Below are 13,251 nucleotides of genomic sequence, written 5' to 3' on the forward strand. Positions count from 1 at the left end.
TCTACGGAAACCGCATGCCTGCCCAGTCCATCCAGCAACTGTTCGCGCGCTACAAGATCCTGGCCTTGCTGCTGGCGGTGGCGGCGATCTGGATCTTCTTCCACGCGGCGACCGGCGGCGACTTCGTCACGGCGCGCAACGTATCCAACCTGTTCCGGCAGATGGCGATCACCGGCATGCTCGCCTGCGGCATGGTGTTCGTGATCATCGCGGGCGAGATCGATCTCTCGGTCGGCTCGCTGTTGGGACTGCTTGGCGGCGTGGTCGCGGTGCTGACGGTCAACCATGGCTGGTCGACGCCGGTGGGGATCGCCGCGGTATTGCTGCTGGGCGTGCTGATCGGGCTGTTCAACGGCCTGTGGGTGACGCGCATGCGCGTGCCTTCCTTCATCGTCGGGCTGGGCGGGATGCTGGCGTTCCGCGGCGTGCTGCTGGGGACGACACATAGCGCGACGATCTCGCCGGTGCCGGCGGACCTGGTCTACCTGGGCCAGGGTTATGTGTCGCCGCTGTTGTCCAGCGTGCTTGGCGTAGCGATCTTCGTAGCGGTGGCGGCGCTGGCCGTGCTGCGCCGCCGTCGCCGCGCGCAGTTGCAGATACGGCAGCTGCCATGGTGGATGGATGTACTCAAGGTGCTGGCGATCGGCGTGGCCCTGGGCATCTTCGTCGCCACGCTCAACAGCTATGGCGGCATTCCGCTGCCGGTGCTGATCCTGGTCGCGCTGCTGGCGGTGTTCTCCTACCTCGCTTCGCAGACCGTGCTGGGCCGCCATATCTACGCGGTGGGCGGCAACCTGGAAGCCACGCGGCTGTCCGGCGTGAACGTGGCGCGGGTGAAGCTGGTGGTGTTCGGCATCATGGGCTTGATGTGCGCGTTCGCCGGCATCGTCAACACCGCGCGGCTGGCCGCGGGTTCGCCATCGGCCGGCACCAATGGCGAACTGGATGCGATCGCCGCGTGCTTTATCGGCGGCGCTTCGATGCGCGGCGGTGCGGGCACGGTGCATGGCGCCTTGATCGGCGCGCTGGTGATGGCCAGCCTCGACAACGGCATGTCGATGATGGATGTCGATACGTATTGGCAGTACATCGTGAAGGGCGCGATCCTGGTGCTGGCGGTGTGGGTGGATGTGTTGTCGCGCCCGCAGCGGGACTGATCGCTGCAGATCGGGCGCGTAGGTTGGGGTGAGCCATAGGCGAACCCCAACATCGGCACTTCGAGGCGCACCACGACGTTGGGGTTCGCCGGTGGCTCACCCCAACCTACAGCAGCCGCTCGCCCACGAAATCCACGAACGCCCGCAGCTTCGGCAGCATGTGCCGCCCCGACGGCCACAGCAGATAGAAGGTGCCGCAGACCTTCGCGTAGTCGTCCAGCACCGGCACCAGTTCGCCCGCGGCCAGCGCCGCGCGCACCGCATGTTCCGGCACGTAGGCGATGCCGCGGCCGCGCTGGGCGAAGCAGACGCGGGTGTCGACGTCGTTGCACACCATGCTGACGGGGATCGACACCTCCGGCGGCGTCGGCCATAGCTCCAGCTTGCCGCTGGTGGGAAAGCGGTAATGCAGGCAGTCGTGCTGCAGCAGGTCGGCCGGCTCGCGCGGCGTGCCCTTGCGGGCGAGGTAGTCGGGCGCGGCGACGAGGCAGCGGCGGAAAGTGCCGATGCGGCGGGCGCTGAGGCGCGAATCGCCGGGCTCGCCGACGCGCAGCACCGCATCGAAGCCTTCCTCGATCACGTCGACCAGGCGGTCGTCGAAATCCAGGTCCAGGCGCACCTGCGGATAGGCCTGCTTGAAGTCCGACAGCACCGGCAGCAGCAGGCTGCTGGCCAGCGGCAGGCTCACCCGCAAGGTGCCGCGCGGTGCACTGGATTGATCGGTCAGTTCGGTCTCGGCCAGTTCCAGCTCGTCCAGCGCACGCCGGCAGCGCGCCAGGAACAGCTCGCCCTCGGCGGTAAGCGCCACGCTGCGCGTACTGCGATGGAACAGGCGCACGCCGAGCTGCTGTTCGAGCCGGGCGATCGCCTTGCCCACGGCGGAGGCGGAAACGCCCTGCAGGCGCCCGGTCTCCACGAAGCTGAGGGTGTCGGCAACCTGCACGAAGGTCTGCAGGACGCCCAGGCTGTCCAGGGTTTTCATGGATTGCGGAGTTATTTGTCCGGAAAGCCTGGAACTCTACCCGTCTTTTTCCGCCGGCGCGCGGTATCTAACTTAGGGCTCCTCTCAAGGCGAAGGAGCCTTTCCATGAAGTCGACACCCGAGGCGCGGCCATGAGCGCCGCCGACGAAGCCCTGCCCTACCAGGCCTGCGAGCCCGCCCCGTCGCGCCTGCCCATGCTGGGCTTGCTGGCGCTGGCCTGCGCATCGTTCATCACCGTGCTTACCGAATGCATCGTGGCTGGCCTGCTGCCGGCGATGAGCCGCGACTTGGGGATCAGCGCGGCGGCGGTGGGCCAGCTCACCACCGTCTATGCGCTGGGTTCGCTGCTGACCGCGGTGCCGATGGTGAAGCTCACCAGCCATCTGCCGCGCCGGCCCCTGCTGATGGCGGCGATCCTCGGCTTCGCGCTGGTCAACAGCGTGATGGCCTGGACCGGCTCCTACACGTTGATGCTGGTCTCGCGCTTCCTGGGCGGCGTGGCCGCCGGCCTGCTGTGGGCACTGCTGGCCGGCTATGCCAGCCGCATGGTGGCGCCGCAGTTGCAGGGGCGTGCCATTGCGGTGGCGATGGTGGGCACGCCGCTGGCGATGTCGATCGGCATTCCCGCGGGGACGTGGTTGTCGCAGCTGATCGGTTGGCGCTGGGTGTTCGGCTTGATGTCGATCCTGAGCGTGGCCCTGGTGGCGTGGTCGCGCGCCGCCTTGCCGCCGGTGCCTGGCGTGCCGGCGCAGCAGCACGGCAGCTTGCGCGAGGTGCTGGGGCGGCCGGGCCTGCTGGCGGTGTACGTGGTGATGCTGCTGGCCGTGCTGGCGCACAACGTGCTGTACACCTATATCGCGCCGTTCGTGGCGCTGTCCGGAGCGCAGGACGCGCTGGATCGGCTGCTGCTGCTGTTCGGCGTGTCGTCGGTGGTGAGCATCGCGGTGACCGGTGCGCTGATCGATCGCTGGATGCGCGCATTGATGGGGCTGGGCATGGCGCTGTTCCTGCTCGCGGCGGTGGCGATGGCGCTGTGGCCTTCGTCGCAAGTGGTGCTGATCGGCGCGGTGGCGATCTGGGGCCTGGGCTTCGGTGGCGCGGCCACCTTGATCCAGACCGCCGTGGCCCGCCGCTCGGGCGAGCAGCAGGACCTGGGCCAGTCGCTGGTGGTGGTGGGCTGGAATCTCGCCATCGCCGGTGGCGGCGTGCTGGGTGGCGTGATGCTGAAGTCGGCGAGCGCGGCGTTGTTGCCGTGGGTGCTGGTGGTGTTGCTGGTGCTGACGCTGTGGGTCGCCGTGCCGGCGAAGAAGGCGTGGGCTTGAACGCCTTGCTCCCTCTCCTCTCTCCCTCTTCTCTCCGGGGAGAGGGAGTCCGTGCGTTGCGGCGAGAAAAAACCAACCGTTTGTTTTTCTCGCCGCGCCTACGGATACCCCCACTTCCACATCAAATCATTCGCCCGATTGATCAAGGCCTTGCGATACGCATCGATGATCATCCGTGCATCCGTACTGAGGCCTGTATCCCATCCAAGATCCATCGCTTCGAACAACGCATGCGCTACCGCTGCGTCGTACTCGATCTTGGTGGGGTCGAAATCCTCGGGCGAGGGTCGGAAGTTCCCTTCGACACAACGCATCGGTGCTTTCAAGCGCATCGTACTGTCCTCCGCCGGGTGTGGAGGTCGGCGATTACAGCAAGCGCGAGCGTGAGCGTGTAGTAGCCATAAGGCCGAGGCGATTCATTCGACGGCGCGCAACTCGGCGTCGGGGCTGTCCGCCATATGCGTGGCCCACAACTTGCGTGCGAACGCGCGAAATGCCTCGGGCGCCGCCATGAACGCCGGATCGAAGCCGTAGCTGCCGCCTTCGCCGCCCGCATCCTTGGTCTCGCCGCGCATCGCGTACTTCTGCGCACCCTGGTAGACGATCACCTTCATCGTGTCGGAGGAGATGTCGCCGCGGCACATCAGGCGATAAGCCATCCACACCTCGGCCGTGCCGTTGTCGTCCAGGTCGGTGACTTGCGCCGCCGCGCCGCGGAAGAACGTGGCCTGGTGATCGACGCCGCAGTCGTGGACGTAGTCGTGCAGGTTCCAGCGCACCTGCGCCTTGCCGTCGGCGATGGTGTAGCGCACGGCATAGAGGTCGTCGTTGGAGCCGTACTCGCTGTTGTCGTCGCTATGCGTGCTGACCACGACGAGGTTGTCGCCTTCGGCATCGGTCCAGCGGAGGGCTTGTTTGAAATCGCCCTTGAAGCTGATGCCGGCCGGCAACTGCGCGGCGGTGACAGGCGTGACGGAAGGAGCGGCCTGCGCTGCGACGGCGAGGGCCGACAGCAAAACGACGCCTGGCAGTTTCATGAATTCGTCCTTGAAAGATGCAACCGGCGGCATTGTCCATGAAGGCGGGCGCGGCGGGTACCCGCCGCGCCCGTGGCATGCAGTCCGCTCAGAGATCGGAGAAATGCGGATCCAGCGGCCGCAGCTCGCACTCCACTTCCCACTGGTCGCCGTGCGCCTCCAGGAAGCGCTCCATCCAGCGCGCGGCTTCCTCGGTACTGGCCGCCTTGAGCATGAAGTAGCCGCCGACCACTTCCTTGGCCTCGGTGAACGGACCGTCCGTCGACTTGACGCGGCCCTTCGAAAGACGCAGCCGCTTGCCGTCCTTGGTCGGCGCCAGCCCGGCGGTGTCGATCAGCACACCGGCCTCCTTCATCTCTTCGATCAGCTTGCCCATCTCGCTCATCAGCCGCTCGTCGGGGACCTGGCCGGAGTTTTCGTTGATGTGGATGAGGGTGAGAAAACGCATGGTTACGCTCCTGGGTGGGGTTGGAATGGTGGCAGCGTTAGCCTTCAGGGCCATGCTTCCACCCAGGCGACGAACGGATGGTGGGGGAATCGACAATCGTCCGACAGCCGCTATCGCCAGCTCACCGTCTGCCACCCCTGACGGCTTTGCAGGCCAAACCCTACATACCGGTGGAGCCGCTTGCTTTAGTTTGAATCCTTCTCCGGTACATTTTTTGGGCACATAGGCCTAGCCACTCGATGGATCGGCCAACCGTGAAGGAACACGAGCATGGCAACGTCAAGGATGGAGCGCATCCTGATTCTCGCCAAAACCTATCCGTCTCCCAGTACACACTATGTGGAGACCTCCTGTGTGGCGGGAATCACCGAACACGGCAGCATGCGCCGGTTGTATCCCATCCCGTTTCGATTGATCGAAGACGGGCAGCAATTCAGGAAATGGCAATGGATCGATGTCCGCGTCGAGAAGGCCACGACCGACCACCGGCCGGAAAGCCATCGGGTCTATGTGGACACCGTGGTTTGCGGTCCTCAGATAGACACCAGGCAAGACTGGGCCGGACGCCGCGCCTGGCCTGGCCAAATGCCCGGGTTTGAGGGCTATGCGGGGATGGACGCTGCGCGCGTCAAGGAAAACGTTTCATTGGCGCTGCTGCGGCCTTCGCGAGTTATCGGCCTGGAGATCAGGCCGGCAAGACATGCTGAATGGACTGCTGATGAAAGAGAGAAGCTGGCTCAGTCGCAGATGGAACTCTTCGCTGAGAGCGAGGCACGAAAGGAAGTCAGGCAACTCCGCAAGATACCTTTCGATTTCTACTATCACTGCGAATACAGCGCGTCAGATGGCGAAGTGACCCGTCACCATAAGATCGTGGATTGGGAGGCCGGCGCGCTTTACTGGAACTGCCTCAGGCTATACGGCCCCACTTGGGAAGAGCCTTTCCGCGCGAAACTGGAAGGCGACCTTCTTGGGAAGGATCTTATGTTCCTGATGGGCAATCAGCATCGCTTTCAAGACCAATGGCTGATCGTGAGCCTGATCTATCCGCCTAGGCTGCCACCCTTGCAGAACGCGCAGGGCGCGTTGTTTTAGCAGCGGCCTTGGTGATGTGCCGAACCGTGGCGCCTGAGCGTGCTTGAACCGCATCCGCGACGAAGGATCGATGGCAAAAACGGTAGTCGGCCTCGAAGCACAGCAGTGCGCAGTTTGAAGCCGTGGCTCTGCCGGCGAGCTCATCGATGGCTTCATCCTGGCTGTCCAGATACCGAAGAAAGCCTTTGGTGTAGTGCCCCCAGTCGCCATCGTGCTTGTAACGATCGCGCACCGGTCGAGGGCAACCGAGGGCGACCATATGCACATAGGCCAGGCCCCCGGTCTTGAGGGCCTCCGATAACGATCGCTTCGAAAAACCAGGCTTGCGCGACAACGGAAGTTCACGGATGTCGACTACGGTTTCGATCCCGTGCTTTTTCAGCAATTCGATGAACGAATCGATGTCGAGGCCTTCGTAGCCGATGGTGAAGATAGTCATGCAGGCGCCCTCAGATACGGGAAGTTTAGCGGGCTATCCCGATCGAGAATACGTCTGCGAACGCATGCGGTGCATGTAGTCCCTGTGCCCATGCTTTCAGGCCAGGCCCCACAATTGCCGGGATTCTTCCGCAATGATCTCCGGATACTCCTCCTGGAAGAACAACCTCCCTTCCGCCACGCGCCGAATCCCGCGCGACTGCGCAAACGTCCGATCCAGATACTCCGCGTCCGCCAGCGCGAAGATATCGTCGCTCGCGCCCCACACCATCCGTACCGGCACCTGGCTGCGCTTGAGCGTGGCTTCGATGCCCGCCAATGGATTCGGCTCCAGCGCCAGATGGAATGCGTGGTACTGCTTGCGCCGCAGCGGTGTGCTCACCAGTGGCGTGACGTAGTAATCGATGGTCTCGTCGGCAAAGCGGCTGGGATCGTGGAACACCGCGGCGCCAAACGTGGAGCGGGCCAGTGCGCGATCGGTCAGCCACTTGGCAGTCGCGTCGGCGAGCGTGCCGTTGCGGGCCATCTCGATGGCGGGTTTCACCTTCGCTGGCGGGCTGTCGATTTCCACGTCGCCGTTGCTGAGCAGCAGGGTGCGCACGCGCTCCGGGTGGCGGGCGAGGAAGAGCTGGGCGACGGCGGTGCCGCTGTCGCTGGCGACGATGTCGACGTCGTGGATGGAAAGCTTGTCCAGCAAGGCGGCGAGCATGGCGGCCTGGGCGGCGGCGGCGAGCGATTGGCCTGCGGGAATGTCCGAATAGCCCAGGCCCATGAAATCCGGTGCGATGCAGCGGCGGTGGGTGGCGAGGCGGTCGATGGCGCCGCGCCATTGGTAGCTGTTGAGCGGGGCGCCGTGCAGGAACAGCGCGGCCTTGCCGTGGCCGCGATCGGCGTAGGCGATCCGGCCGAACGGCAAGTCGGCGTAGCGGCGCATGGCGCGGAAGGTGGCGGCGTCGGTGGCGTGGGTTTCGCCGGGCAGGCCGCGTGCTCGCACCGGCGCGATCAAGCCGGCGCCAGCGGCCAGGGCGGCGAGGCTGTACTGCAGAAACTGGCGGCGCTGCATGGTCGAACTCCGGCTGGGGAAGGCGGCCATGCTGGCCTGTGCGCCGAAGCCGCACGTGCACCGGCGGCCGGCGCCGGACACCGATGGATGATTTCCGGCACATGCCGCCCGCGCGGGATCGGCGAACGATGGCGGGCATGACTGGCCGGCCCGACTGCTATCCCGCTCCGTCCGCCGCCGCGGACCGGTTGCCGTTGCTGGACGTGCTCACCTCGCCGGTGCCGCAGGGCCGCTTCGATTCCCCGGTCGATCATCGCCACGTGCTGTGCCTGCACCTGGGCGAGCCGGTGCCGGTGTCGTATCGCGCCGGCCGCATCGAGCGGGAAGGCACCCGCCTGCACGGACAGTTCTGCGTGGTGCCGGCCGGATCCAGCACGCGTTGGACCTTGACGGCGCCGGCTACCTCGCTGCTGCTGCGCCTGTCGCCCGGCTTGTTGCAGGAAGCGGCCGAAGCCATGGGCTCCTGCGACACGGCGCTGGCGCCCTCCATCCATATCCGCGACCCGCAGGTCGAACGCATCGGCTGGATGATGCAGGCCGAGGAGCGCGACACGCATCCCGGCGGCCGCCTGTTCGCCGACAGCCTAGCCTCCGCCCTGGCCGCGCGCCTGCTGGTGCTGCAGACGCGCCAGGCCGCGCCGACGCTGACGCGCGCCCTGCCCGCGTGGCGCCTGCGCCGCGTCGTGGAATACATCGAGGCCCATCTCGAGCAGGACCTCACCCTGCCGGAACTGGCCGCCGTCGCCGGCTACAGCCTGTCCCACTTCAAGCCGCTGTTCCGCCAGGCCACCGGCCTGCCGGCGCACCGCTTCGTGATGGAGCGGCGGGTGGAGCGCGCACGGCTGCGCCTGCTGGAGGGCAAGCTGAGCCTGACCGCGATCGCCGCCGAAGCCGGCTTCGCGCATGCCGGCCATATGGCGCGCTGCGTACGGCGGATGCTGGGGGCGAGCCCGGCCGAGATCGCGCAGAGCCGCCGCTGAAACATCCGCTCGCGCCCGTGGCATGAAGCCGTTCACATCCTCGCGTTACGGTTAACCGCATTTACACCCGGCCCCCGGACAAAGCGGCTAAAGTCCCGCCGCTACTGTGATTTCGCAGAAAGCCGACGGTCATGCGAAGGAGACGACAGATGTACAAGATCGCCAGGGCTGGATTCGCCCTATCGGTGCTGCTGCTGGGCCAGGCCGCCTGCGCCGCCCCCGCGCCGGATACGAACGCCATCGTCAAGGCGGTGATGGAAGACCAGTACGGCAAGCAGTACGACGCCAAGCACGCCTGCTGGACCTACACCCACACCACCGAGCAGGGCGACGACCTCACCTACTGCATGCAGCCCGGCAAGCCGGAGCTGGTCGACACGGCCAAGGGCAAGCAGCTGCTGGTGTATGCCGCCAACGCCTACGACATCCACGACGACAACCGCTACAGCTATGGCCAGACCGACCCCGGCCTGCTCGGCGCGTTCCAGGTCAGCGTGGACGCCAAGGGCGGCTGGACCTTCGTGGCGATGGACAGCGCGATGGAGTTCGGCAGCAACGGTTATTGCGGCTGCAACAAGGCCGGCCTCGTCAAGCTGAGCAACCAGGGCGACTACGGCTGGCTGTTCGTCAGCGGCAGCGCGATCCAGGGCAAGGTGGTGGCCGACTACAGCATCGTGATGCCGCGCCAGGCCGGCTTCGTCGACGTCAGCCGCATTCCGCAGACCACGGCTAGCGAGCAGGACGTGACCTACGAGCTGAAGGTCGCCGAGCGTCCCGGCCCGGGCCTGTTCCCGCTGACCGTGACCAAGACCAAGGCGAAGGCCAAGGTGGCGGACTTCACGGTGAACTTCGATCCGAAGAAATACGCGTACCAGCTGCCCGGGGCCAAGTAAGCCGCGCCGGACACCAAAATTCACGGAGGAAACGACATGTCCAAGATCGACGAACGTTGGGAAGCGAACAAGCAGGATCTCGCCGAGGCCGCCGCCAAGGCCGGCATCGAGCCCGGCCTGATGGCCAAGATCGCCGGCTTCGAATCCGGCTACAACCCGCATGCGCGCCCGATCGCCGGCGCCAAGCACGCGGGGCTCAACACGGTGACGCAGTTCGACGGCACCAAGGCGATGTCCTCGGCCTATGGCTACGGCCAGTTCCTGGACGACACCTGGGTCGGCATGGTGCACAAGTACGGCGAGAAGTACGGCGTGCCCAATGCCGACAAGCTCACCGCCGACCAGATCAATTCGCCGGACATGCGCAACAACTCCAAGTTGCAGGCCGGCATGCTGGCGGAGTTCACCAAGCAGAACATGCAGCTCGGCGCCAAGCTCGGCGGCCCGGATGCGGACGCCAACGTCTACGCGCTGCACAACCTCGGCCAGGGCGGCGGCACCAAGTTCCTCGATGCGCTGAAGGCCGACCCCGGCCAGCGGGTGGACCACGTGCTGTCGCACAAGGTGATCGAGCGCAACCCCGGCCTGTACGGCGACGGCAGCATGACGGTGGCCGAGGCCTACAAGGGCATGGGCCAGCAGATGGACAAGTACGCCAAGTACGCGCAGGAGCTGGACAAGGGCGTGCCGGCCAAGGCCGCACCCAGTGCGCCCGGCGCGGCGCCGCCGGCCAAGCCCGAGGCGCCCTCCGCGCAGCCGCCCAAGCATGCCGCGCCGGCCGGCCATGCCGTGCTCAAGGAAGGTGACAAGGGCCACGACGTCAGCGCACTGCAGAAGCAGCTGCACGACCTGGGCTACAAGGGCGCCGACGGCAAGCCGCTGCGCGTGGACGGGCAGTTCGGCCCGGGGACCAAGGGCGCGCTGGAGTCGTTCCAGCACGACCATCACCTGCAGCGCGACGGCGAAGCCGGCCCGCTGAGCCAGAAGCAGCTGCAGCTGCAGACCAAACTGCATGCGCAGGAGCAGGCCGCCAAGCCGCTGCTGAACCAGCCGGGGCATCCGCAGAACGCGCTCTATAACCAGGCCCTGGACGGGGTGCAGAAGCTCGGCGGCGGCGCCTCCAGCGGACAGCGCGAAAACTTCGCCGGCTCGCTGGCCTTAGAGGCCCAGCGCCAGGGCCTGAAGGAAATCAACCACGTGGTGCTCAACGACGACGGCTCGCGCGCCTGGGCGGTGCAGGGCGACCTGCGCTCGCCGTTCAAGCAGCACGCCGAGGTGAACGTCGGCCAGGCGATCAATACGCCACTGGCGCAGAGCAGTGCCTCCAGCGCGCAGTTGCCGGGCGCGCCGGGTCAGGAGCAGGCGAAGAACCAGCAGCAACAGCAGCAGCACCAGCAGTCGCAGCAGCAGGGCTCGATGCCGCGATGAGCCGGCGGCCAGGCGGGAGCGGCACCGGCCGCTCCCGCGCGCCGTTCGCCTCGCTTCGGGCGCTGGCCGCCTGCGGCTCAGCCCAGGCTACGCCGTGGTGGCGCGTGCTCCCGGTGTGCGCCCGGTCAAGCTTTGATCGCCATGGCCGACATATGTTGGCTACAGTGTCCGGCTGAGCCGCTGCGAAAACGCGTCATGGAAACCCATCGAGCCACTTCTCCGCCCCGCCGTTCCGCCGGCCCGCAAGGCACGCGGCTGTTTTCGGCCGAGGAGCTGAAGCGCCTGGCCGCCCAGGCCGAACCCGAGACCGGCGGCCGCGCCAGTGCGACGTCGCCGGTGCTGGAAGGCGCCTCGGAAGGCTTCGAGGGCCGCCGCTTCGCCCTGCATGCCGGGCGCCAGACGGTGGGCCGCGGCGGGCATAACGACGTGGTGATCGACGAGCTCAGCGTGTCGTCCACGCATGCCTGGATCATGAATCAGCAAGGCCACTACGTGGTCATGAACACCCTTTCGACCAACGGCACCTTCGTCAACGGCCAGCGCGTGCACGAGGCGCCGCTGCGCCATGGCGACCGCGTGCGCTTCGGCCAGGCGGAGTTCGTCTTCCTCACCCGCGAACCGGGCGGCCGCATGCGCGCCGTCACCGGCTGGCTGATCGCCGCCGTGCTGGTGGCGGTGGCCGGCGCCGTGGCGCTCACCTGGTGGATGACCACCCGCGCATGAACGCCGTCGCCGCGCCGAGGATGATCGGCCGCTACCGTATCGACGGCGTGCTCGGCGCCGGCGCCATGGCCATGGTCTACGCCGGCTTCGACCCGGGCATCGACCGCCCCGTGGCGATCAAATGCCTGCACCGCCGCGCCGCCGCGCGCGGGCTGGAGGAACGCCTGCTGGCCGAGGCGCGCGCTGCCGGCCAGCTGGTCCATCCCAATATCGTCACCATCTTCGACACCGGACGCACCGAGGACGGGCGCGCCTATATCGCGATGGAACGGTTGCCGGGCGAGTCGCTGTCCACCCGCGTGGCGCGCGAAGGCCTGCCGCCGCTGTCGGTGGTGATCGAGCTGGGTTCGCAGATGGCTGCCGCGCTGGACTACGCGCATGGCCAGGGCGTGCTGCACCACGACGTGAAGCCCGAGAACATCATGCTGGTCGACGACTGGCATTACGCCAAGCTCAGCGACTTCGGCATCGCCGAGCGCCGCGCGGAAGGCGCCGGCGACGGCCGCATCATCGGCGGCACGCCCGCCTATATGGCGCCGGAGCGCCTGCGCGGCGAAGCGGCGGATGCGCGCAGCGACCTGTTCTCGCTCGGCGTGGTGCTGTACTGGCTGATCACCGGCAAGCTGCCGTGGCCGGACATGCCCGACCTGCCGCGCCTGCTGCGCGAACGCCAGCGCCTGCCGCGCCCGTCGATCGACCCGATCGACCCGGCCACGCCGGCGATGCTGGTCGGCGTGGTGCGCACCCTGCTCTCGCCCGTCCCGGGCACGCGCTACCAGCGCGGCGCCGAGGTGATCGACGACCTGCGCCTGGCGCGCCGCGAGTACGAGCGTACGCACGAATCGCCTCTGGCCTCGCGCATCATCTCGCTGCGCACGCGCTGGATCGGCGCGCTGGCGGCGATCCTGTGCGTGGTGCTGCTGGCCGGCCTGGCCGCGATCTACGCCAAGCAGAACACCGCGGTGAACGGACTGGCCACCGACTTCGGCGGCTCGCTGGGCCGCGTAGTCGCCGGCGAGGCGGCGGAGAACCTGCTGCTGCACGACGACGCGGCGACCCGCGCGCTGGTGCAGGACGTCTCGCGCAACCAGCAGATCCATTACCTGGCCATCGCCAACCGCGACGGCGCCGTGGTGGCCAGCACCGCGCCGGCCGAACTCGGCGGCGCGCTGCCCCCGGCACCGCTGTCGCGGCGCGTGCTGACCGAAGGCGTGACCAGCTACCAGAGCCGCATGGGCAGCGCGGGCGAGGCGCCGATGCTGCTGTTCGACGTGCCGATCCGCTACCAGGACAAGGGTGTCGGCACGCTGCGCCTGGGCGTGAGCACGGCGCCGCTGGCGGCCGCGCAGCGCACCACCTTCTGGGTGATCGCCGCGGTGCTGGTGGTGACCCTGGCGGCGATGGTGGGCGCGGCCTATGCGTTGTTCCGCCGCCCGCTGGCGCTGCTGGGCATGCTGGGCGAGGCGATGCTGCGCGTGGCGCGGGGTGAGTATGGCTACCGCATCCGCCTGGTACGGCGCGACGAACTCGGCCGGCTGTTCGCCACCTTCAACCTGATGAACAGCACGCTGCAGGCACGCCAGCCGGGCGAAAGCGCATCCACGCCGGGCGCCGTCGCGGATGCGGCCGCACAGCCGACGCTGATCCTGCAGGGCGACGAGGAAGATCGTCAGGCGCTGGGCTGA

General features: G+C 67.3%; 14 protein-coding genes. 8 read left to right on the plus strand and 6 right to left on the minus strand.

What is annotated here, in order from left to right:
• The first annotated feature begins 14 nt into the window (after positions 1-14).
• A complete protein-coding gene (locus AB4083_RS11910; RefSeq protein ID WP_441608024.1) occupies positions 15-1,157 on the plus strand; it encodes a sugar ABC transporter permease in 1,143 nt (380 codons plus the stop codon).
• A 106-nt stretch (positions 1,158-1,263) separates the two neighbouring features.
• Here the strand turns inward: AB4083_RS11910 and AB4083_RS11915 are convergent, their stop codons facing one another.
• Positions 1,264-2,139, minus strand: coding sequence for a LysR family transcriptional regulator (locus AB4083_RS11915; RefSeq protein ID WP_441608025.1), 876 nt, complete (start codon positions 2,137-2,139; stop codon positions 1,264-1,266).
• A gap of 131 nt (positions 2,140-2,270) precedes the next feature.
• On the opposite strand from AB4083_RS11915, the gene AB4083_RS11920 reads away from it, so the two are divergent.
• Positions 2,271-3,461, plus strand: a complete 1,191-nt coding sequence (locus tag AB4083_RS11920) for an MFS transporter (RefSeq protein ID WP_441608026.1) — start codon at positions 2,271-2,273, stop codon at positions 3,459-3,461.
• Positions 3,462-3,559: 98 nt separating this feature from the next.
• On the opposite strand, the gene AB4083_RS11925 is transcribed toward AB4083_RS11920, so the two are convergent.
• From AB4083_RS11925 to AB4083_RS11935, 3 genes are all read right to left on the minus strand, one after another.
• Entirely contained in the window at positions 3,560-3,793 is a 234-nt protein-coding gene (locus AB4083_RS11925; protein ID WP_441608027.1) for a hypothetical protein, read from the minus strand.
• 84 nt (positions 3,794-3,877) lie between these two features.
• Positions 3,878-4,498: a M949_RS01915 family surface polysaccharide biosynthesis protein gene (locus AB4083_RS11930; RefSeq protein WP_441608028.1), complete on the minus strand. Its 621-nt coding sequence runs from the start codon at positions 4,496-4,498 to the stop codon at positions 3,878-3,880.
• Between the two features lie 88 nt (positions 4,499-4,586).
• Complete coding sequence (locus AB4083_RS11935; protein WP_441608029.1) at positions 4,587-4,946, minus strand: YciI family protein; 360 nt, start codon at positions 4,944-4,946, stop codon at positions 4,587-4,589.
• A 270-nt stretch (positions 4,947-5,216) separates the two neighbouring features.
• Here AB4083_RS11935 and AB4083_RS11940 point away from each other — a divergent pair, with 270 nt between their 5' ends.
• Positions 5,217-6,041: a hypothetical protein gene (locus AB4083_RS11940; RefSeq protein WP_441608030.1), complete on the plus strand. Its 825-nt coding sequence runs from the start codon at positions 5,217-5,219 to the stop codon at positions 6,039-6,041.
• Here the strand turns inward: AB4083_RS11940 and AB4083_RS11945 are convergent.
• Together AB4083_RS11945 and AB4083_RS11950 are read right to left on the minus strand one after the other, a co-directional pair.
• The gene (locus AB4083_RS11945; RefSeq protein ID WP_441608031.1) at positions 5,998-6,480 is read right to left on the minus strand and encodes a DUF488 domain-containing protein; all 483 of its coding nucleotides are present in this window, start codon (positions 6,478-6,480) and stop codon (positions 5,998-6,000) included. The two genes, AB4083_RS11940 and AB4083_RS11945, sit on opposite strands and share 44 nt — an antisense overlap.
• 96 nt (positions 6,481-6,576) lie before the next feature.
• Complete coding sequence (locus tag AB4083_RS11950) at positions 6,577-7,542, minus strand: alpha/beta fold hydrolase (RefSeq protein ID WP_441608032.1); 966 nt, start codon at positions 7,540-7,542, stop codon at positions 6,577-6,579.
• A 137-nt stretch (positions 7,543-7,679) separates the two neighbouring features.
• On the opposite strand from AB4083_RS11950, the gene AB4083_RS11955 reads away from it, so the two are divergent.
• From AB4083_RS11955 to AB4083_RS11975, 5 genes are all read left to right on the plus strand, one after another.
• Entirely contained in the window at positions 7,680-8,522 is an 843-nt protein-coding gene (locus tag AB4083_RS11955) for a helix-turn-helix domain-containing protein (protein WP_441608033.1), read from the plus strand.
• A 149-nt stretch (positions 8,523-8,671) separates the two neighbouring features.
• Positions 8,672-9,415, plus strand: coding sequence for a hypothetical protein (locus AB4083_RS11960; RefSeq protein ID WP_441608034.1), 744 nt, complete (start codon positions 8,672-8,674; stop codon positions 9,413-9,415).
• A gap of 36 nt (positions 9,416-9,451) precedes the next feature.
• The gene (locus AB4083_RS11965) at positions 9,452-10,843 is read left to right on the plus strand and encodes an XVIPCD domain-containing protein (RefSeq protein ID WP_441608035.1); all 1,392 of its coding nucleotides are present in this window, start codon (positions 9,452-9,454) and stop codon (positions 10,841-10,843) included.
• A 195-nt stretch (positions 10,844-11,038) separates the two neighbouring features.
• Entirely contained in the window at positions 11,039-11,566 is a 528-nt protein-coding gene (locus AB4083_RS11970; RefSeq protein WP_441608036.1) for an FHA domain-containing protein, read from the plus strand.
• Complete coding sequence (locus tag AB4083_RS11975) at positions 11,563-13,251, plus strand: protein kinase domain-containing protein (RefSeq protein ID WP_441608037.1); 1,689 nt, start codon at positions 11,563-11,565, stop codon at positions 13,249-13,251. The genes AB4083_RS11970 and AB4083_RS11975 overlap by 4 nt, the downstream gene beginning before the upstream one ends.

The organism is Dyella sp. 2RAB6 (assembly GCF_052115385.1).
Lineage (GTDB): Bacteria > Pseudomonadota > Gammaproteobacteria > Xanthomonadales > Rhodanobacteraceae > Dyella_D.

Excerpts from the sequence above, each read along its gene's own strand:
- AB4083_RS11910 (WP_441608024.1), top strand. The coding sequence starts at position 15 with ATGCCTGCCCAGTCCATCCAGCAACTGTTCGCGCGCTACAAGATCCTG.
- AB4083_RS11915 (WP_441608025.1), bottom strand. The coding sequence starts at position 2,139 with ATGAAAACCCTGGACAGCCTGGGCGTCCTGCAGACCTTCGTGCAGGTT.
- AB4083_RS11920 (WP_441608026.1), top strand. The coding sequence starts at position 2,271 with ATGAGCGCCGCCGACGAAGCCCTGCCCTACCAGGCCTGCGAGCCCGCC.
- AB4083_RS11925 (WP_441608027.1), bottom strand. The coding sequence starts at position 3,793 with ATGCGCTTGAAAGCACCGATGCGTTGTGTCGAAGGGAACTTCCGACCC.
- AB4083_RS11930 (WP_441608028.1), bottom strand. The coding sequence starts at position 4,498 with ATGAAACTGCCAGGCGTCGTTTTGCTGTCGGCCCTCGCCGTCGCAGCG.
- AB4083_RS11935 (WP_441608029.1), bottom strand. The coding sequence starts at position 4,946 with ATGCGTTTTCTCACCCTCATCCACATCAACGAAAACTCCGGCCAGGTC.
- AB4083_RS11940 (WP_441608030.1), top strand. The coding sequence starts at position 5,217 with ATGGCAACGTCAAGGATGGAGCGCATCCTGATTCTCGCCAAAACCTAT.
- AB4083_RS11945 (WP_441608031.1), bottom strand. The coding sequence starts at position 6,480 with ATGACTATCTTCACCATCGGCTACGAAGGCCTCGACATCGATTCGTTC.
- AB4083_RS11950 (WP_441608032.1), bottom strand. The coding sequence starts at position 7,542 with ATGCAGCGCCGCCAGTTTCTGCAGTACAGCCTCGCCGCCCTGGCCGCT.
- AB4083_RS11955 (WP_441608033.1), top strand. The coding sequence starts at position 7,680 with ATGACTGGCCGGCCCGACTGCTATCCCGCTCCGTCCGCCGCCGCGGAC.
- AB4083_RS11960 (WP_441608034.1), top strand. The coding sequence starts at position 8,672 with ATGTACAAGATCGCCAGGGCTGGATTCGCCCTATCGGTGCTGCTGCTG.
- AB4083_RS11965 (WP_441608035.1), top strand. The coding sequence starts at position 9,452 with ATGTCCAAGATCGACGAACGTTGGGAAGCGAACAAGCAGGATCTCGCC.
- AB4083_RS11970 (WP_441608036.1), top strand. The coding sequence starts at position 11,039 with ATGGAAACCCATCGAGCCACTTCTCCGCCCCGCCGTTCCGCCGGCCCG.
- AB4083_RS11975 (WP_441608037.1), top strand. The coding sequence starts at position 11,563 with ATGAACGCCGTCGCCGCGCCGAGGATGATCGGCCGCTACCGTATCGAC.